General features: G+C 65.7%; 16 protein-coding genes. 1 reads left to right on the top strand and 15 read right to left on the bottom strand.

Features of this window, described 5'->3' with window-relative positions; all coding sequences use genetic code 11:
* Window positions 1–65 precede the first annotated feature (65 nt).
* On the top strand, window positions 66–2,390 hold the full coding sequence (locus GN330_RS21875) for a PAS domain-containing sensor histidine kinase (protein WP_156715583.1): 2,325 nt from the start codon (window positions 66–68) through the stop codon (window positions 2,388–2,390).
* Between the two features lie 66 nt (window positions 2,391–2,456).
* Here GN330_RS21875 and GN330_RS21870 read toward each other — a convergent pair whose 3' ends face one another.
* The 15 genes from GN330_RS21870 to GN330_RS21800 form a co-directional block, all read right to left on the bottom strand.
* Window positions 2,457–2,924, bottom strand: coding sequence for an EF-hand domain-containing protein (locus GN330_RS21870; protein WP_246188809.1), 468 nt, complete (start codon window positions 2,922–2,924; stop codon window positions 2,457–2,459).
* A 62-nt stretch (window positions 2,925–2,986) separates the two neighbouring features.
* Window positions 2,987–5,953 (bottom strand): bifunctional [glutamine synthetase] adenylyltransferase/[glutamine synthetase]-adenylyl-L-tyrosine phosphorylase, encoded by a 2,967-nt coding sequence (locus tag GN330_RS21865; protein ID WP_156715581.1) that lies wholly within the window; start codon window positions 5,951–5,953, stop codon window positions 2,987–2,989.
* Complete coding sequence (locus tag GN330_RS21860; protein ID WP_156715579.1) at window positions 5,950–7,389, bottom strand: sensor histidine kinase; 1,440 nt, start codon at window positions 7,387–7,389, stop codon at window positions 5,950–5,952. The genes GN330_RS21865 and GN330_RS21860 overlap by 4 nt, the downstream gene beginning before the upstream one ends.
* On the bottom strand, window positions 7,386–8,060 hold the full coding sequence (locus GN330_RS21855; RefSeq protein WP_156715577.1) for a response regulator transcription factor: 675 nt from the start codon (window positions 8,058–8,060) through the stop codon (window positions 7,386–7,388). The genes GN330_RS21860 and GN330_RS21855 overlap by 4 nt, the downstream gene beginning before the upstream one ends.
* A gap of 125 nt (window positions 8,061–8,185) precedes the next feature.
* Entirely contained in the window at window positions 8,186–9,715 is a 1,530-nt protein-coding gene (locus tag GN330_RS21850) for a Do family serine endopeptidase (protein WP_156715575.1), read from the bottom strand.
* A 145-nt stretch (window positions 9,716–9,860) separates the two neighbouring features.
* Entirely contained in the window at window positions 9,861–11,096 is a 1,236-nt protein-coding gene (locus GN330_RS21845) for a bifunctional alpha/beta hydrolase/OsmC family protein (protein WP_156715573.1), read from the bottom strand.
* A gap of 37 nt (window positions 11,097–11,133) precedes the next feature.
* The gene (locus GN330_RS21840; protein ID WP_156715570.1) at window positions 11,134–11,613 is read right to left on the bottom strand and encodes a cytochrome c-type biogenesis protein; all 480 of its coding nucleotides are present in this window, start codon (window positions 11,611–11,613) and stop codon (window positions 11,134–11,136) included.
* Window positions 11,610–13,592, bottom strand: coding sequence for a heme lyase CcmF/NrfE family subunit (locus tag GN330_RS21835; protein ID WP_156715568.1), 1,983 nt, complete (start codon window positions 13,590–13,592; stop codon window positions 11,610–11,612). The genes GN330_RS21840 and GN330_RS21835 overlap by 4 nt, the downstream gene beginning before the upstream one ends.
* A gap of 7 nt (window positions 13,593–13,599) precedes the next feature.
* Window positions 13,600–14,040: a cytochrome c maturation protein CcmE gene (ccmE, locus tag GN330_RS21830; protein ID WP_156715566.1), complete on the bottom strand. Its 441-nt coding sequence runs from the start codon at window positions 14,038–14,040 to the stop codon at window positions 13,600–13,602.
* Between the two features lie 2 nt (window positions 14,041–14,042).
* Window positions 14,043–15,176: a c-type cytochrome biogenesis protein CcmI gene (ccmI, locus tag GN330_RS21825; RefSeq protein ID WP_156715674.1), complete on the bottom strand. Its 1,134-nt coding sequence runs from the start codon at window positions 15,174–15,176 to the stop codon at window positions 14,043–14,045.
* Between the two features lie 86 nt (window positions 15,177–15,262).
* Window positions 15,263–15,670, bottom strand: coding sequence for an RT0821/Lpp0805 family surface protein (locus tag GN330_RS21820; protein WP_156715563.1), 408 nt, complete (start codon window positions 15,668–15,670; stop codon window positions 15,263–15,265).
* 114 nt (window positions 15,671–15,784) lie between these two features.
* Window positions 15,785–17,152 (bottom strand): ATP-binding protein, encoded by a 1,368-nt coding sequence (locus tag GN330_RS21815; RefSeq protein ID WP_156715561.1) that lies wholly within the window; start codon window positions 17,150–17,152, stop codon window positions 15,785–15,787.
* A gap of 49 nt (window positions 17,153–17,201) precedes the next feature.
* Window positions 17,202–17,867 carry a response regulator transcription factor gene (locus GN330_RS21810; protein WP_156715559.1) on the bottom strand — a complete coding sequence of 222 codons (666 nt, stop codon included), beginning with the start codon at window positions 17,865–17,867 and terminating at the stop codon, window positions 17,202–17,204.
* A gap of 78 nt (window positions 17,868–17,945) precedes the next feature.
* Window positions 17,946–18,242, bottom strand: coding sequence for a hypothetical protein (locus GN330_RS21805; RefSeq protein WP_156715557.1), 297 nt, complete (start codon window positions 18,240–18,242; stop codon window positions 17,946–17,948).
* A 135-nt stretch (window positions 18,243–18,377) separates the two neighbouring features.
* Window positions 18,378–18,584 (bottom strand): hypothetical protein, encoded by a 207-nt coding sequence (locus GN330_RS21800; protein WP_156715555.1) that lies wholly within the window; start codon window positions 18,582–18,584, stop codon window positions 18,378–18,380.
* Window positions 18,585–18,588 lie beyond the last annotated feature (4 nt).

The raw sequence follows: 18,588 nt of genomic DNA, 5'->3' as shown, positions 1-18,588 counted from the left end.
TTAATAGCGATTCGGGCGTGCGGCGTAGCCGGATCTTTTCGGGGATATTGAAAGGCGAGAAGCCTATGGCGAAGGCGGACGCGCGCGGCGCGCCCGAGGCGGATATTTTTGTGCGGCGGACGGGGCGCCGTCGACCGATGCGCGGGCTTTCTGGAAACGCGCGCATCATCGCGGCACCCGCCTATGAAAGGCTGATCGCCGCCGAACCCTATCTGCGTCGTTCGATCCCTACCCTCATTATCGTCTTTCTGATCGTTGTGGCGGCAGCGCGGGCGACATCGCTGATGTCGTGGCGCGAGGACATCGAGCGCACCGCGCGCATGACGCTCGGCCTGGGCGCGGCACAGATCGCCAGCGCCATCGAGGCCGCGCGCCACGATCCGCAGCCGCACGGACCGAGCCAGGCCTTCCTGGAGCGCTCGGCGCCGCTCGCGGCGCTGCGCAACCAGCACGCGCTGCTTATCACCGACAGCCGCTTCCAGGTCGTCGCCGCGACCCCCGATCTGCTGTCATGGACAGGCAAGCCGCTGGAAGAGCTTATTTCAGCCGGACAGCCGCTGTTTTTGTTCGGCGAACGGGCCGGCGTGATGGCGGTGTCGATCGCGGGCGAACCCTGGCTGGCTACCGTCAGGCTGCTCGCCGACAATCGCGGCGCCACCGCCGCGCTCGTGCCGCGCGAGACGATGCTGGCCGAATGGCGCCGTACCGTATCGCTCAACGTCACCTTGTTCGTGATCACGTCGGGCGTGCTGATCGTCGTGCTCTACGCCTATTTCAGTCAGGCCGCCCGCGCCCAGGCCGCCGACCGCATCTACAACGAAGCCCACCAGCGCATCGACCTGGCGCTGGTGCGCGGACGCTGCGGGCTGTGGGACTGGGACATGGGCCGCGGCAAGATGTACTGGTCGCGCTCGATGTACGACATGCTCGGCTACGAGCCGTGCGAGGACATGCTGTCCTTCGGCGACGTGGCCGGGATCATCCACGCCGACGATGGCGACCTGTTCGGCCTGGCCAACCGCATCGTTTCGCGTGAGATCGACCAGATCGACCAGATCTTCCGCATGCGCCACGCGAAGGGCCACTGGGTCTGGATGCGGGCCCGGGCCCAGGTGATCGACCCCGATTCCTCCGACGTCCACCTGATCGGCATCGCCGTCGACGTCACCGAGCAGCACAATCTGGCACGCCAGTCCGAACAGGCCGACATGCGGCTGCGCACCGCCATCGAGAGTATTTCGGAATCCTTCGTGCTGTGGGACACGAATGACCGGCTGGTCATGTGCAACACCAAGTTCCAGGAGCAGATGGGTCTGTCCGCCTCGCAGGTGGTGTCGGGCACGTCGCGCCCCAATCTCGAAGCTGGCATGAACGGCTATGCGTTCGAGCGCAAGCTGGCGAGCCCGCAGGGACGCGGCGGCGGCGCCACCTTCGAGCGGCAACTGGCCGACGGGCGCTGGCTGCAGGTCAACCAGCTTCCCACCAAGGATGGCGGCACGGTGTCGGTCGGCGCCGACATCACGCAGTTGAAGCTGCATCAGGAAAAGCTGGTGGAAAGCGAGCGCCGGCTGATGGCGACGATCCACGATCTCAGCCTCGCTCGGCGGGCTGAGGAAGAGCGCGCCCGCGAACTGGTCGACCTCAACCGCAGATATATGCGCGAAACCGAGCGCGCCGAGGCCGCCAACCGGGCGAAGTCGGAATTCCTTGCCAATATGTCGCACGAACTGCGCACGCCGCTCAACGCGATCATCGGCTTTTCGGAGTTGATGCAATCGAGTCTGTTCGGGCCGCTCGGCTCGGAGCGCTACGAGGAGTATACCCGCGACATTCACGCCAGCGGCAACTACCTGCTCGGCGTGATCAACGACATTTTGGACATGTCGAAGATCGAGGCCGGCCAGTTCTCGCTGCAGCGCGAGGAAATCGAGCTTGCCGCGTTGATGGCGGAGGCGGTGCGGGTGATTTCGGTCCAGGCATCGGAAAAGGCGATCGAGATCGAGACCAATATCGCCCAGGCCACCACGCTCCAGGCCGACCGCAGGGCCGTCAAGCAGATCGCGCTCAACCTGTTGTCGAACGCGGTGAAATTCACCGGTCAGGGCGGGCGTATCAGCGTGCGGGCGCGCAAGGCCGGCGGTGCGCTGGTGCTGTCGATCGAGGACAATGGCTGCGGCATCCCGCGCGACGCGCTGAAAAAGCTCGGGCGTCCCTTCGAACAGGTCGAAAACCAATTTTCCAAGAGCCATCGCGGCTCGGGGCTCGGCCTGGCAATCTCGCGTTCGCTCACCGAGATGCATGGCGGGTCGCTGAAGATCAAATCGACCCAGGGCCGGGGCACGATCGTATCGGTGCGCATACCGGTCGCGGAATTGAAGATGGCGGCGTGATGTCGCCGGTGGCGGGGGCCACGGCAATGCCCGGGAGCAGAGGGGCTCCCGGGCATTCTTTTTTGACTATTGCGGGCGGTGCCGGCGATGATGGCCCTTGCCGCGTCTTGGCATCTCCGACCGGTCGACCATGCCGTCGTCATTGCGGTCAAGAAGCGCGAACATCTTCCTTTGACGGTTTTCGATCTCATCCGCCGTCAGCGCGCCGTCACCGTTGACGTCGAAACGCCGGACCAGGCGACGCGCCTGTCGTTCGGCGCGGATGCGCACGATCTCGTCGGCGATTTCGCCGACCGTCATCCGGCCGTCGCCATCCGTGTCGGCATTGGCCAGCCTGGCATCGATCGTGGCGGCATATTCCTCGAAGGTGAGGTCGCCGCTCTGGTCGGCGTCAGCGCGTTCGAAGCGCATGCCATGATTGCCTTTCCCGTCCTGCCGCATGTCGTCGTCCTGGGCCTGGACCTGAGCCGTGGCGGCACCGAGCAGCCCGGCCAGTGCCAGAAAAGTCATCGCCGCATTGGTTTTCGATTTCATGGTTTGCTCCTTTTGGATGGTCGCCCCCGTTGCGAACGGGGCATGGCCAAGCATCCCATCGGTCAGCCATGCGTCCCACGAAACAGCGCGTCGAAATGTTTTCGAACGCGTTGTGACGTTTCTTCGATATGCGCTTCCAGCACCTTGAGGTCCGGCAGATCGGTGTTGCGCAGCATCAGATCGGCAAGCCCGGGCGGCATGTCGTCCGGGTCGATCTCGCCGGTCAGGCAAAGCCGCGCCACCTGGGTAAGCCCCATGAACAGCCCGAAAGCCTCGACCAGTTCGTCGCGCATTTGCGGCGCGCAGAAATCCGGTGCCAGGCGGGCCAGCAGTTCCGCGGTCGCCGTCGAACGTTCACCGGCCAGCCCCCCCGTCAGCACGGCCGCCTGGGCGATGAATTCGAGGTCGATCAGACCACCGGGAACGAGCTTCAGGTCCCAGAGGCCGCGCGGCGGCTTTTCGTCCTCGATCAGCGAGCGCATCTCGCGCGCATCGTCAAACACTTTTTGCCTGTCGCTCGGTTTCGCAAGCAGCGCCGCGACGTCCGCCGTGACCGTTTCGCCGAAACCTGGATCGCCGGCCACCACCCGCGCGCGCGTCAGCGCCATCCGTTCCCAGGTCCACGCGTCTTTCTGCTGATAGGCGCGGAAGGCATCGATATGGGTGGCCACCGGCCCCTTGTTGCCGGACGGCCGCAACCGCAAATCGAGTTCGTAAAGCACGCCCTCCGCCGTCGGCGCGGAGACCGCGGCGATCAGCCTTTGCGTGAAACGGGCGAAATAGTGCGACGGCGCGAGCGGCTTGGCGCCGGAGGAATCCTCGGCCGTCTCGTCATGGTCGTAGAGCAGGATCAGATCGACATCCGAGCCCGCGGTCAATTCGCGGCTGCCGAGTTTGCCCATGCCCAATATTGCGACGCGCCCGCCGGCGACGGTGCCGTGGCGGGTGGCGAATTCGTCCGAAACCGCGTCGAGCGCCGCGCCGAGCGTCAGGTCGGCGAGATCGGAAAACGCCTTGCCGGCGCGGGTGGCGTCGATCGCGCCGGTCAAAAGCCGCATGCCGATCAGGAATTTCTGTTCGGCCGCGAAAATGCGCAAGCGGTCGAGCGTTTCCTCGTAGGCGACCGCGCCCTGCAGGAAAGCCTCGAGCCTGGCGGCCAGATAGGCCTTGTTGGGCAGTTCCGACAACAGGCCCGGATCGAGCAGGCCGTCGAAAACATGCGGACGGCGGGTGATGATGGCGGCCAGGCGCGGCGCGGCACCCATGATGGTGGCAAGCAGCCGCAGCAGACCGGGGTTGGACTGTAGAAGCGAAAAAAGCTGGATGCCGGCCGGCAGTCCGCGCATGAACTCGTCAAAGCGCAGGATCGCCTCGTCGGCCCGCTTGGTGGCGCCGAAGGCCTCCAGCAGCGCTGGTGTCAGCTCGGTCAGTCTTTCACGCGCCTCGGCCGACTGGGTGGCGCGGTAACGGCCGAAATGCCAAGTGCGGATCACACGGCAGATGTCGCTCGGCCGCTCGAAGCCCAGATTGCTCAGCGTCTCGAGCGTGCCGGGGTCATCGACGTCGCCGGTGAAGACCAGATTGCCAACGCCGCTGGAAAGCTGGGGTGCGCTTTCAAACAGCGCGGCATAATGATCTTCGACATCTTTGAGCGCGGCCCGGAACGCGCTGGAAAAATCGTCGATGGAGGCGAAGCCGCGCAGCCGCGCGACCCGTTCGAGGCCGTCATCGTCTTCCGGAAGCGTATGGATTTGCTCGTCGGTCATCATCTGCAAGGCATGCTCGATGTCACGCAGGAACCAGTAATGCGCCGACAGCGTGTCGCGCGCCTCGTCCGAGATCCAGCCGCGATCGGCCAGGCAGGCGAGCATCGGCACGGTTTCACGGCCGCGCAATTCAGGGAACCGGCCGCCGGCAATCAGTTGCTGGGTCTGGACGAAGAACTCGATCTCGCGAATGCCGCCGCGGCCGAGCTTGACGTTGTGGCCGCGCACGGCGATCTCGCCATGGCCCTTGTGGGCGTGAATCTGGCGTTTGATCGAATGGACGTCGGCGATCGCGGCGTAGTCCATATATTTGCGCCAGACATAGGGCGTCAGTTCCTTCAGTACGCGCGCCGCCACGGTGCGATCACCAGCGACCGGCCGCGCCTTGATCATGGCCGCGCGCTCCCAGTTCTGCCCGCGGCTTTCGTAATAGTTGAGTGCGGCCTCGACGGGTATGGCGAGTGGGGTCGACCCGGGATCGGGGCGCAGGCGCAGATCGGTGCGGAAGACATAACCGTGCTCGGTGCGGTCCTGCAGGATGCGCACCAGCCGCCGGGTCAGGCGCGAAAACAGGTCGGTCGCCTCGTACGGATCGCCGATCGCCGGCGCCTCGGGATCGAAAAAAGCGATCAGGTCGATGTCGGAAGAGAAGTTGAGCTCGTGCGCGCCGAGCTTGCCCATGCCCAGCAGCACCCATCCAGAGCCGGTCTCGGGATCGTCCGGATCGGGCAGAGCAAGCTTGCCCTTGTCGTGCGCCTCGCGCAGCAGGAAGCGGACCGCGGCACCGATCGCGGCATCGGCCAGGCGGCTCAACCGCATCACGGTGGCGCGGGTGTCGCTGGCGCCGGCGATGTCGCAGAGCGCGATCAGGAAATGCGCCTCGGCCTTCAACCGGCGCAAATCCGCCATCAGGCCGGCCTCGGTCAGCCCGTCGCTGCGCGCCGCGTTTTCGATCTTGTCGAACAGGTTTTCGAGCCTGGCGTCCGCGCCCTGGTCGAACAGGCGGTCCAGGATCGCCGGCTCGCGCCGGGCGACACCGCGCAGATAAAGCGACTGGGCGAACACGCCGGCCAGAAAGGCCGCGAGCGGCGTGCCGGAGCCGGCAAGCGCGGCCAGTCGCGGCAGATCGGCCTCGCGCGCGCAGTCGCCGAGCGCTTCGAGCTGCTCGGCTGCCTCTTCGGCCGACGGTGCTTTGATCGCGCGCGCCGGCGCGCCGAACCAGGCGCTGCCGTCGTCGAGCGGCTTGTTTTTCGCGGCGCTCATGACGCCGCACCCTTGGCGGGGAATACCATGGTGACCTTCAAGCCGGGATCGGCGTCGGACAGGTCGAGCCGACCGCGATGGAAGGTCATGACGGCGCGGGCCAGGCTTAACCCGAGGCCGGAGCCCGGCTGGGAGCGGCTGACCTCGAGCCGCACGAACCGTTCGGTCGCGCGCTTGCGATCCTCGGCGGGAATGCCCGGCCCGTTATCTGCGATCACGATGCGCACCTCCCCGTCCGCCTTGTCCAGTGCGATCGACACGGCCGGCGACGCGGCGTGTCCCGCAGAATATTTGATCGCGTTGTCGACGACGTTTGACAAGGCCTGGGCAACGAGTTCGCGGTTCGCCGTCACGGTTTGCGGACCGGTGATCCGGGTTTCCAGCGCCACGCCACGCTCCTCGGCAACCGGTTCGTAGAGCTCGGCGACGTCGTCAATGATGCCGGCCAGATCTATTCTGTGAGTCGATTCCGCCGAATAGCCGGCCTCCAGCCGCGAAATCATCAAGATGGCGTTGAAGGTGCGGATCAACTGGTCCGATTCGGCGATCGCCGCCTCCAACGCCTCGCGCAGCGCCGCCTTGTCCTTGGAGCCGGCAAGGGCGGATTCGGCGCGCTGGCGCAGTCTGGTGAGCGGCGTCTTCAGGTCGTGGGCGATGTTGTCGGAGACCTGTTTCAGTCCCTCGTTGAGTGCCGCGATGCGCGTCAGCATGGCGTTGAGATTGTCCGAGAGCCGGTCGAATTCGTCGTCTGCTCCGCTCACAGGCAGCCGGCCGGAAAGGTCGCCGCCCATGATGCGCTGGCTTGCCGCCGAAATCGAATCGATGCGACGCAGCGCGGCGCGCCCGACGAAAAACCAGATCAGAAAGGCGCCGATGCCCATGAAGGCGAGCGCCAGGATCAGCGCGCGCTGGACCACCCGGCGGAAGCGCTCCGGTTCGCCGAGATCGCGACCGACGAGCAGGATCATGCGATTGGGCAGGCGGATGACCAGGGCCATGGCGGTGTGGGGTAGCCGTCCGGTCGCGGCGTCGGGCGCCGGCGCGCGCTGGCCAAGCCCGTTATCGCCGTAGCGCTCATAGGCGAACGGGCGCAGGGTCCAGCCTTCCAGCTCAAGCACGCCGGGCTGCAGGCTTTCGACATTGCCCGACAGGATGCGGCCGTTGGGATCGGCGATCAGATAAAGATTGGCGCCGGGCTGGCGCGCGCGCTGCTCGACGACGCGCACGAGGCGGGGAATGCCGCCGCGCTCGTAGGCGCGCACGAGATTGCGCGCCTCTTCCTGGATGGTTTCCTGGTTCTGCGCTGCGATGATGCGCACGGAGATCGAGGTCATGTAGATGACCAAAAGTACCGCGCAGGCGCCGAACAAGAGCAGATAGAGCGCGGAGAGCCGCGCGGCCGTCGTTTTCATGATGGCCGGCAGCCGCATCGTCAGCCGGCTTTCAGCATGTAGCCGGCGCCGCGCACCGTGTGCAGGAGCGGCTTGTCGAAGCCCTTTTCGATTTTGCCGCGCAAGCGCGACACATGCACGTCGATGACATTGGTCTGGGGATCGAAATGATAGTCCCAGACGTTTTCAAGCAGCATGGTGCGGGTCACCACCTGGCCGGCATGGCGCATCAGATATTCCAGCAGCCGAAACTCGCGCGGCTGCAGCGCGATCTCCTTGCCGGCGCGGCGGACCGTATGCGACAGCCGGTCAAGTTCGAGGTCGCCGGCTCGGTAGACGGTTTCGACGTCGCCGGCGCCGACGCGCCGGTTGAGGACCTCGATGCGGGCCAGAAGCTCGGACAGGGCAAACGGTTTGGTCAGATAATCATCGCCGCCGGCCCTGAGGCCGGTCACCCGGTCATCGACCTCGCCGAGCGCGGACAGAATCAGGACCGGCGTACGTTGCCCCCGCGCCCTCAAGCCCGCCACCACCGACAGCCCGTCGCGGCGCGGCAACATGCGGTCGACGATCAGCACGTCATAGTCGCCGCCGTCGGCGAGCGTGAAGCCGGTCTCGCCGTCACCGGCTACATGCACGGTGTGGCCGGCCTCGTTCAGGGCGCGCTCCAGATATTCGGCCGCCTCGCGGTCGTCCTCGATCAGCAGAATCTTCATGGCGGCCTTATACGACACAAGTCATGCAACGCGCACCGGGCCGCGTCGAGGCGGCCCGGTAGATGGCAACGTTTTTTGGACGGGCGTCCCGGGAAAAGCCCGGGCGCCCGGCTTATCGTGCGCGGTTAGCCGCGGGCGACCGGCAGGGCGACGAAGCGGTTGGTGTCGTCGCGCTGAATTTGGAACAGCACCGCCTTGCGCCCAGCGCGCGAGGCTTCCGCGACCGCCTTTTCGACAGCGCCAGCGCTGTCGACCGCCACGGAATTCACCGCCACCACGACATCGCCGGAGCGGATGCCGCGATCGGCGGCGGCGCTGCCCGGCTCGACCGCGGTCACAACCACGCCGTCGCCACTATCGGCGGCGGTGACGGTCAGGCCGAAATTCTCCAGGAGGTCGCCCTCGGATTGCGGGTCGTTTTCCAGCGCGGCCTGCTTTTCCACGCCCGGCATCTCGGTCAGTTCGACCACGATCTTCTGGGTCTCGCCATTGCGCCAGACCGTGATCTCGGTCTTGGTGTCGGGCGTCATGCCGCCGATCAGGCGGGCGAGTTCACGCGGCGAGGCCACGTCCTTGCCATCGACGTCGACAATCACGTCACCCGGTTTGATGCCGGCGGCGAAGGCGGGGCCGTCGGATTGCGGCTCGGTGACCAGCGCGCCCTTGTTTTCAGCCAGGCCGAGCGATTCGGCGATGTCGTCGGTCACCGGCTGAATCTGGACGCCGAGCCAGCCGCGCTCGACCGTGCCGTCTTCGATCAACTCCTCGACGACCTCTTTGGCGATCGAGGCGGGAATGGCGAAGGCAATGCCGACATTGCCGCCGGACGGCGAGAAGATGGCGGTGTTGATGCCGACCACTTCGCCGTTCAGGTTGAAGGCCGGGCCGCCGGAATTGCCGCGATTGACCGCCGCGTCGATCTGGATGAAGTCGTCATAGGGGCCGGCGCCGATGTCGCGACCACGCGCCGAAACGATACCCGCGGTCACCGTGCCGCCAAGGCCGAACGGGTTGCCGACGGCCACCACCCAGTCTCCGACCCGCACCTTGGCGTCGTCGGCAAAGGCGACATAGGTGAACTTGCGCTCCTCGGCCACCTTGAGGACGGCCAGGTCGGTACGGGGATCGGTACCGATCAGGGTCGCGTCGATTTCCGAGCCGTCATCCATCATCACCGTGAATTCGGAACCGCCGTCGACAACATGGTTGTTCGTGACGAGATAGCCGTCCTCGCTGATGAAAAAGCCGGAGCCCTGCGAGACGGGACGGGCGCGCCCGCGCCCTTCGGGGCGGCCGCCACGCGGACCCGGCCCGAAGAAACGATCGCCGCGGAACTCGCGGAAGAAACGCTTCAGCGGATGACCGTCCGGCAGGTCGTCGAAGCCCTGCCCGCCGAAAAGCGAACCCGGGCCGCGATCGTTGGCCGGCTGCAGCTTCGCCTTGACGCGGACGCTGACGACCGCCGGCGAGACGCGTTCGACAATATCGGCAAAACCCGGGGCGGCGGGCGCCTCGACCCTGACCGCCTCGGCCAGGACGGGCTGGGTGCCCGAGGCGACGGCGGTGAAGCCGACCGCCGAGGCGACCGCGACGGAGGCGACCGCAGCCAGGAGCCGCTTGCTGGTTCGGGATGCGGTATTTTGCGGTGAAGTCATGGTCTGCTGTTTCCTTTCGGATCGACGTTCACGATGAACTTTTCTGGACCCGAGAGGTAGTTGGCATCACATTACGGCACCATTTCCGTCGCATGAAATTTTGGTAATGTTGATTGCGCGCGGCCGGCATGCCGGCCGCGCAAGGTCAGGCGCCCTGTTTGACGATGGTCTTGACCTTGGCGCGCGCCTCCAGCGTGCGGTGGACGGGGCATTTATTGGCGATCTCCTCGATCTTGTCGGCCAGCGCCTCTGGCACCGCGCCCTCGACAGTAATGACACGTTCGAAGCGGTCGATCTTAGCGCTGCCCGCCCGCTCCTCGTCGCTGCACTCCTCGCAATCGCGCGCATGCACCTTGGCGTGCGAAACATCGACGCTGACCCGGCCGAGTTCGACCTTCTTGAAGTCGGCATAGATGCGCAACGTCATCGACGTGCAGGCGCCAAGCGCCATCGACAGAAAGTCGTAGGGCGACGGGCCGGTATCGAGGCCGCCCACGCTTTCGGGCTCGTCGGCGAACAGGCGGTGGCGCCCGGCCTGGACGGCGTTTTGGAATTTGCCGGCGCCGGTTTCCGTCACCCGCACATGCTCGACGTTTTCCGTGCCTTGGGGCGTGTCCCTGCGCAGATAGCGCCCGGCCCAGCCGACGATCACCTGGGCGGCGAACTCGGCGTCGTCGGGATTGGTGAGCAGATGGTCGGCCTTGTCGAGCGACACGAAGCTCTTGGGGTGCTTGGCGCTGGTGAAGATCGTCGTCGCGTTCTCGATGCCGACGACGGCGTCGACGGGCGAGTGGAGGACAAGCAGCGGCTTCTTCATCCCCGCGATGGCGTCGGCAAGACGGGTCGAGCGAACATCGTCGACAAACTGCTTACCGATGCGGAAGCTGCGTCCGGCCAGCGTTACCTCGGCCTCGCCCTTGGTCTCGATCTCCGACAGGCTGGCGCCGAAATTCTTCAGCACATGGCCGGTATCGGCAGGGGCACCGATGGTGACGACGGCCTTGGCCTCGGGCACGTCCTTGGCGACGGCCAGCACCGCCGCGCCGCCGAGCGAATGGCCGATCAGTAGCGACGGAGCTTGATAATTTTCGCGCAAGAAGGCGGCGGCCGACAGAAGGTCGGCGACATTGGAGGAAAAGTCGGTCGAGGCGAACTCGCCCTCGGAGGAGCCGAGCCCGGTAAAGTCGAAGCGCAGCACCGCGATACCGGAACGCGACAGTTCGGAGGCGATCCGGCGCGCTGCGACGAGGTCCTTGGAGCAGGTAAAGCAATGGGCAAACAGCGCATAGGCGCGTATCGGCCCATTCGGCGTGTCGAGGCGCGCCGACAGCTTGGCGCCGGAATGTCCCTCGAAATCCACGCGCACGATCGTTTCCTTCATGGCAATCCTCGTTGTTCGGGCGGATCGCCGGACCGTATCAGGTCGTGTCGCCGGGCTCCCGTAAAATTTCGTTCAACCGCTCCTGCTCCTCCGCGTTCAGCGGCGGCGGCCCGGCTCGCCGGGCGCGGCCGCTGACGAGGAGGAAGATGCCGCCGACGGCGAGCAGCACCACCGGCGTCGCCCACAAGGCGGCGTTGCGCAGGCTGAAGCGCGGCCTGAGCAGGACGAACTCGCCATAGCGCGCGACCACGAAATCGATCACTTCCTCGTCGGTGTCGCCGGCAACCAGACGTTCACGCACCAAAACGCGCAGATCCTTGGCGAGGTCGGCGTTCGAATCGTCAATCGACTGGTTCTGACAGACGAGGCAGCGCAGATGCGCCGACAACGCACGCGCGCGCTCCTCCAGCGCCGGATCGTCCAGCACCTCGTCCGGCTCGACGGCCAGGCCAGGCCCCGCCCAGGCCGACGTCAGGACGAAAAGTCCCGCAGCCAGATGGCGCGCGGCCGTTCTCATGTGGTGGCCGCCGCGTGCCCGGCCTTCTTGGGCCGCGCCGGCGCACCGACGCGCAGGCGCCGGTCGGCCAGCGACAGCGTCCCGCCTATCATCATCACCAGCGCACCAAGCCAGATCAGAGTCACCAGCGGTTTCCACCAGATGCGCACCACGATGCCGCCATCGTCGGTCTCGTCGCCGAGCGAGACATAAAGCTGGCTCAGGATCAGCGTCTCGATGCCGGCTTCCGTGGTCGGCATCCGGCGCGCCGTGTAGAGCCGCTTGGACGATATGATGGTGGCGATCTGGCTGCCGTCGGCGTCGAAAACCGGAAACACGCCCTGGTCCTCGGTGTAGTTCGGCCCGCGATGCGGGTTCAGCGCCTCGAAACGCAGCGTATAGCCGGCCACGTCGACGGTCTCGCCGGGCTTCATGGTCAGGATCGTCTCGGTCTGCAGCGTGACGACGGCGATCACGCCGAGCGTTGACAGTCCAAGCCCGAGATGGGCGAGCGCCGTGCCATGCGCCGAGCGCGGCAGGCCCATGAGCCGGCGCAGAGCCGCTTTCGGCGCGACCTTACCGATACCCGCCCGCATGGCGAGATCGGTTAACGCACCGAAGATCAGCCAGAAAGCGAGGCCGACGCCCAGCGCGGCAAGCGCCGCGTTCTTGTCGAGAAACAGCAGTGCGAGAATGCCGGCGAGCGCGGCAAGCGCAAAGGCGACGGAGAGACGCTGCGCCACGGCGAGCACGTCGCCGCGCTTCCACGCCAGGAGCGGGCCGAACGGCACCGCAACCAGCAGCACGGCGAAGACCGGGCCGAAGGTCAGGTTGAAGAACGGCTCGCCGACCGAAATCTTGTCCCCGGTCACCGCCTCGATGGCGAGCGGGTAAAGCGTGCCGACCAGCACCGTGGCGGTGGCCGTGCTCAAAAAGAGATTGTTGAGCACCAGCGCGCCCTCGCGCGAGATCGGATGGAACAGTCCGCCCGGGGCGAGCGCCTGGGCGCGCCAGGCAAACAGCGCCAGCGCGCCCCCGATGAAAAAGACCAGGATGGCAAGGATGAAGACGCCGCGGCTCGGGTCGCTAGCGAAGGCGTGCACGGAGGTCAGTACACCCGAGCGCACCAGGAAGGTGCCGAGCAGCGACAACGAAAAGGCGAGGATGGACAGAAGAAGCGTCCAGATCTTGAGCGCCCCGCGCTTTTCCATCACGATCGCCGAATGCAACAGCGCGGTGCCGGCCAGCCACGGCATGAAGGACGCGTTCTCGACCGGGTCCCAGAACCAGAAACCGCCCCAACCGAGCTCGTAATAGGCCCAGAAGGAGCCCATCGCGATGCCGCCGGTCAGAAATATCCAGGCGACCAGCGTCCAGGGTCGAACCCAGCGCGCCCAGGCCGCATCGATACGGCCCTCGATCAGCGCGGCGACGGCAAAGGAAAAGCAGATCGAAAAGCCGACATAACCCAGATAAAGCAGCGGCGGATGGATGGCGAGCCCGACATCCTGCAGGATCGGGTTGAGATCGCGACCCTCGATCGGCGCCGGGCTAAGCCTGGCGAACGGATTCGAGGTCATCAGGATGAACAGAAAAAACGCCACGCCGACCATGCCCTGCACCGACAGCACGGTGGCCTGCAAGGTCGCGGGCAGATTGCGCCCGAACGCGGCGACGAGGGCGCCGAACAGGGTCAGGATCAACACCCACAACAGCATCGAGCCTTCGTGATTGCCCCATGTGCCGGTGATCTTGTAGAGCATCGGCTTTTGCGAGTGCGAGTTCTCGAACACGTTGACGACGGAAAAATCGGACAGCATGTAAGCCGAGACCAAGGCCGCGAAAGCCAGCGCCGTCATCGCGAAACAGGTGATCGCGACCGGACGGCCGACGGCCATCAGCCGGGCGTCGCCGGTCCGCGCGCCGAGAAGGGGCAGCGCCACCTGGACCAGCGACAGCGCGAAGGCCAGCACGAGGGCGAAATGTCCGGTCTCGGTCATCGTGGCGCTACTCCTGGGCGTGTTGCCACACGCCCTGTTCCTTCAGGCTGTCGGCGACTTCCTTCGGCATGTAATTTTCGTCGTGCTTGGCCAGAACGCTGTCGGCCACGAACGTGCCGCCGGCATCGAACGTGCCTTCGGTAACGACGCCCTGCCCTTCGCGAAACAAATCCGGCAGCAGGCCAACATAAACCACGGGCACCCGGTTCTCGCCATCCGCGACGGCGAAGGTGACCCGGCTGCCTTGCCCCCGCATCACCGAGCCATCCTCGACCAGACCACCGAGGCGCACGCGCTGGCCGGGCGGCACCGCCGCCTCCGCGATGTCGGCGGGCATGTAGAAATAGGAGGTCTTTTGCCCGAGCGCGTAAAAGGTCAGCGCCGTCGCCGCACCGAGAAACCCCAGCGCGCCGGCGATGATTGACAATCTCTTTTGCTTGCGTGTCATGCTTACTCCACCGCGCCGAGGCCGAGCGTTCCGGCAAAGTCGCGCAATTCCTGTCCGGCCTCGCTTTCGGGGCCCAAGGCCTTGAGACCGCGCTCCAGGGCCTGCCTCGCATCGTCCTTGCGGCCAAGCACGCTGTAGGAGCGCACGAGCCGGCGCCAGCCCTCCGCATCGGCGGGATTGTCGCGCAGGCGCTGGTCCAGGCTCGCGACCATGGTCTCGATCATGGCGGCGCGATCCTCGGCGTTCATCTGCGCCGCCGCCTCCACATCGTCCCGGGACGGGCCACCGGCAACGGGAGCGGGAGTGCCAAGTTCGGCTTGGGCGCGCGCCAGCGCCTCGCCAATCACGCCGCGCCAGGGCGAAGATTGCGGCAGATCGTTTTGCAGTGATGTCAGCGCGGTGATCGCGTCTTCCAGGCGGCCGTCCTGCGCCTGCGCCGTCGCCAGATAAAACCGCGCCTTGGGATTGATATCTCCGCCGGCCGCCAGGGCGCGGCGGAACGCGTCGGCGGCCTCCTTGGTCACGATGCCGCCGGCTTCCGCGAACAAAGCCTCGCCCAGACCTGTTTCGCGAGCCGGATCGCTGCCCAGAAGCCTGATCGCGTTACGATAGGCGACCGCCGCGTCGCCGGATCGATTCATGCGCAGATAGATCGGCGCCAACACGTTCCATCCGCGGCCGTCCTGGGGATTGGCGCGAATGTGACTTTCGGCCCGCGCCACCAGCTCGTCCAGCGTGTTGTCGCGCGGGTCCTTTTCAAGCCGCTGGGCCAGCGGCTGGGCGGGCAGATCGGGCGAACCGATCGCGGTGTAGACACCCCAGCTCAGCAGCGGGACGCCGAGTACCGAGCAAGCCGTAACGATCGGTACGAGCATGGAAGTGCGCGGGGCGGCCGCGATGCGGGTGGCCTCGAGCTTGATCATCCTGCGGCCGATCTCGGCACGTGCCTCCTCGGCCTCGCTCTCGCCGATCAGGCCGCGCTGCCTGTCGCGCCCGATCTCGGCAAGTTGGTCGCGATACACTTCCAGATCGTGGGCGGCGGCCGGTGCATGGGAACGCGGCGGGCGTGCGAGCGGCAGCAATACCGCGAGCGAGGCGGCAATCGTCAGCAGCGCGAGAATGAGCCAGAACACCATCATCAATCACATAGACCCGCCGGCCTGTTCTGCCAATCGCCGCGGCATGCGGCGATTTGGCTCCTGAGGCCACTAGGCGCCTGACGCTACGTCAGCGGCGTCCAGCTTCCGTCCTCGTTGCGGCAGGCGGTGCCACGCGCCTCGCGCGTGCCGGTCGTCCCGGTCACCGCATGCTTATATTGCCGGCAGTCCTGGCTGCCGACCCGATAGGGCTGGGCCGCGACCACCTCGCCCGACCACGTGCCACCATCGTTCTGCCAGGTGACCGGCTTACCGCCCGGCGTATGTTCGAGCGCGGTGTACTCAGCCTGCAGGGCGAGCCGACGCTCCCGCGTATTCAGACCCTTGCCGAGTTCGCGACCGATCAGGCCGCCATCCATCGCCTTTTCGATCGAGGCCGTCGACTGCAGCCCCGGCGTTACCCGGCCGAGCGAGGTGGTCGTGCAGCCGGAAAGCAAGGCGCAGGCGAGCGCAAGCAAGAGATTCGGTCTCATGTGGCCGGCCTGCATTCCTTTTTTCGGATAGTGGCGAAGATGATCGATTCCGCGTACCGGCCAGTTTTGACCGAAATTTGGCGCGGCTTCAATCACGCGGCGTCAACATTGTCGTCAACTGGCCTGCCGAAGCACGATTGCGACCCGCAGACCGCCCAGTTGCGCGCGCTCGAGCGCGATAGTGCCGCCATATTCGCGGACAAGGTCGGCAACGATCGCAAGCCCGAGCCCGGTGCCGGGCTTGCTTTCGTCGAGCCGGCTGCCGCGTCTGAGCGCCTCGCGCGCCCTGTCGGGCGGGATGCCCGGCCCGTCATCCTCGATCAAAACTTCGAAGCTCTCCCGGCCATCCTCGCCCGCCGCCAGCGAAACCCGGACGTGGGATTTGGCCCACTTCACCGCATTTTCCAGGAGATTTCCCAAAATCTCCTCCAGATCCTCGCGTTCGCCAGCGAACACGATATCGTCGGCCGGAAGGCGACAATCGAGGGTCACCGCCGGATTGAGCTTGCGGAATACCCGCACCAGCCGGTCCACGATGTCGCGCGTCGGCGTACGGAAGACGACGCTGTCGCGCTGGGCGGCGATGCGCGCGCGCTTGAGGTAATGCTCGACCTGCTCTTGCATGGAGGCGGCCTGTTCGACGATCAGGCCACCCTTCTGCCCGCCCATCGAGCGTCCCTCGTTGAGCAGCACGGCAACCGGCGTCTTCAGCGAATGGGCGAGATTGCCGACCTGGGTGCGAGCACGCTCCAGGATGCGGCGATTGTTTTCGATCAGCGCATTGGTCTCGTTCGCCAACGGTTCGATTTCGGAGGGGAAGCGCCCGTCGAGTTTCGTGGCGGTGCCTTCGCGCACCTGGGCGAGCGCGTTGCGAACCTGATCGAGCGGGCGAAGGCCGAACAGGATCGCCACCGCGTTGATGGCGATCATGCCGGCACCGAAAACCGCGAGATAGGTGTAGATCTGCCACTCGAACTGGCTGATTTGTTGTTCGAGTTCGCTGCGATTGCCCATCACACGAAAGCGGGCGATCCGGTTTTGCGCGTCGAGGATGAAATCGTTTTCCAGAACGTCTATGCGCTCGCCGCCGGGACCGGTCGTCTCGTAGCGGCGTTGGAATTCGCTGTCGAACGGCACGTCCGAAACGGGCGGGGCGGGGATCGGCCGGGTCATCGAAGGGGAACGGAAGCCGCCGCCAAGCCCGGGCGACAGCGGTTCGACGGCCCAGTACCAGCCGGAATCGGGTTGGGTGAATTTGAGGTCGTAGAGTTCCGGGGCGCCCCGCAAGCTACCATCTTCGGCAACGCTGACGGCGGTAACGACGCTGTAGAGATGGGCCGTCAGAAGCCCGCGGAAACCGCGCTCCTCGGCATCGCGGTAGAGCGCGGAGATCAGCGTCGCGATGACGACAAGCGCGGCGATGGCCCACAAGCTGGAATAGGTAACGACACGAAAGGAAAGCGAACGCGGCCCAAACCTCATCCGCCGCGCCCGGCCTGCCATACCGTCCAGGTCGCGGACGAGTTCCCGCTCATTCGGCAAGCCCGTGCATGCGGTAGCCCATGCCGCGCACGGTCTCGATCAGGTCATTGCCGATCTTCTTGCGCAACCGTCCGACGAACACCTCGACGGTGTTGGAATCGCGATCGAAATCCTGGTCGTAGAGATGCTCGACCAGTTCCGTGCGCGACACCACCTCGCCCATATGATGCATCAGATAGGCAAGCAGGCGGAATTCGTGCGACGTCAGCTTCACCGGCGCGCCGTCAAGGTCCACCTTCGAGGTCTTGGTATCGAGCCTGAGGGCTCCGCAGACCAGTTCGGTGGTGGCGTGGCCGGCGGCCCGCCTGATCAGCGCGCGAACCCGCGCCAGCACTTCCTCGATATGGAAGGGCTTGGCGACATAATCGTCCGCGCCGGCGTCGATGCCGGCGACCTTGTCGCTCCAGCGATCGCGCGCCGTCAGCATCAGCACCGGCATCTTCTTGCCGTCGCGGCGCCATTGCTCGATGACGCTGATGCCATCCATCTCCGGCAGGCCGATATCGAGAATGACGGCATCATAAGGCTCGGTATCGCCGAGGAAATGGCCTTCCTCGCCGTCATAGGCGCTATCAACGACATAGCCCGCCTCCGCGAGCGCGTCGCTAATCTGTCGGTTGAGGTTCTTGTCGTCCTCGACAACGAGTATGCGCATCAGATCCTCGACGTCATCGATTGTGCCCGGACCTATCTAACGCGCTTCGGCCACGGAGGAAAAGCGGTTCGTCGGCCTCTATCCCGCGTTCACGGTGGTCTGCACGCGGCGCGGCGGCTTGCCGTCCTTGCTGGGCACCGTATAGGTGATGATACACACCGTGCGCCCGCCCTGGTCGACGGCTACCGCCTTGCGAAGCTGGCCGCCGGCGCTGGAGGCCACCGACCGGCCGATCGCGTTACAATCGGCGGCGATCGTGTGGATATAGGCCGGCACGCTCGGGGCCTGCGCAAGCAGGGTGGCGTGCGCGGGACCGGTCATCGCCACGGCAAGCGCCAGGACCGCGTTCCTGAGATGGGGAAAAAAACCGTTCATGGCGTTCTTCTAGCCGGCCGCGGCTGAACGCGGAATGAACATGCGCGGCTCGAAGCGGCCTTGTCGCCCAGTCCGGACACGTTTTTTTCCCCTGCTCAGCCGGGATTGGCCTCGGTGTTGCTAATTTCCGCAAGCCTAGCCGATTTTCGTCGTCGCGGACAATCGGCCGAAAAGGGCGAAAATTCCCGAAATCGCGGTGACGGTTTCCAGCACGGTCTCGGTCAACGCGGCGTCGTCGACCTCGCCAAGCGGCAAGCCGAACAGGCCGGCAGTCCCAGTCAGCACCGTGATGAGCGATGCCCAAACGGTGCGCGACATATACCAGGGTTTGGTTGCGTTCATGGAG

Origin of the sequence: Nitratireductor arenosus (assembly GCF_009742725.1) — a bacterium.
GTDB lineage: Bacteria > Pseudomonadota > Alphaproteobacteria > Rhizobiales > Rhizobiaceae > Mangrovimarina > Mangrovimarina arenosa.
This window is presented reverse-complemented; position numbering and strand designations above follow the sequence as displayed.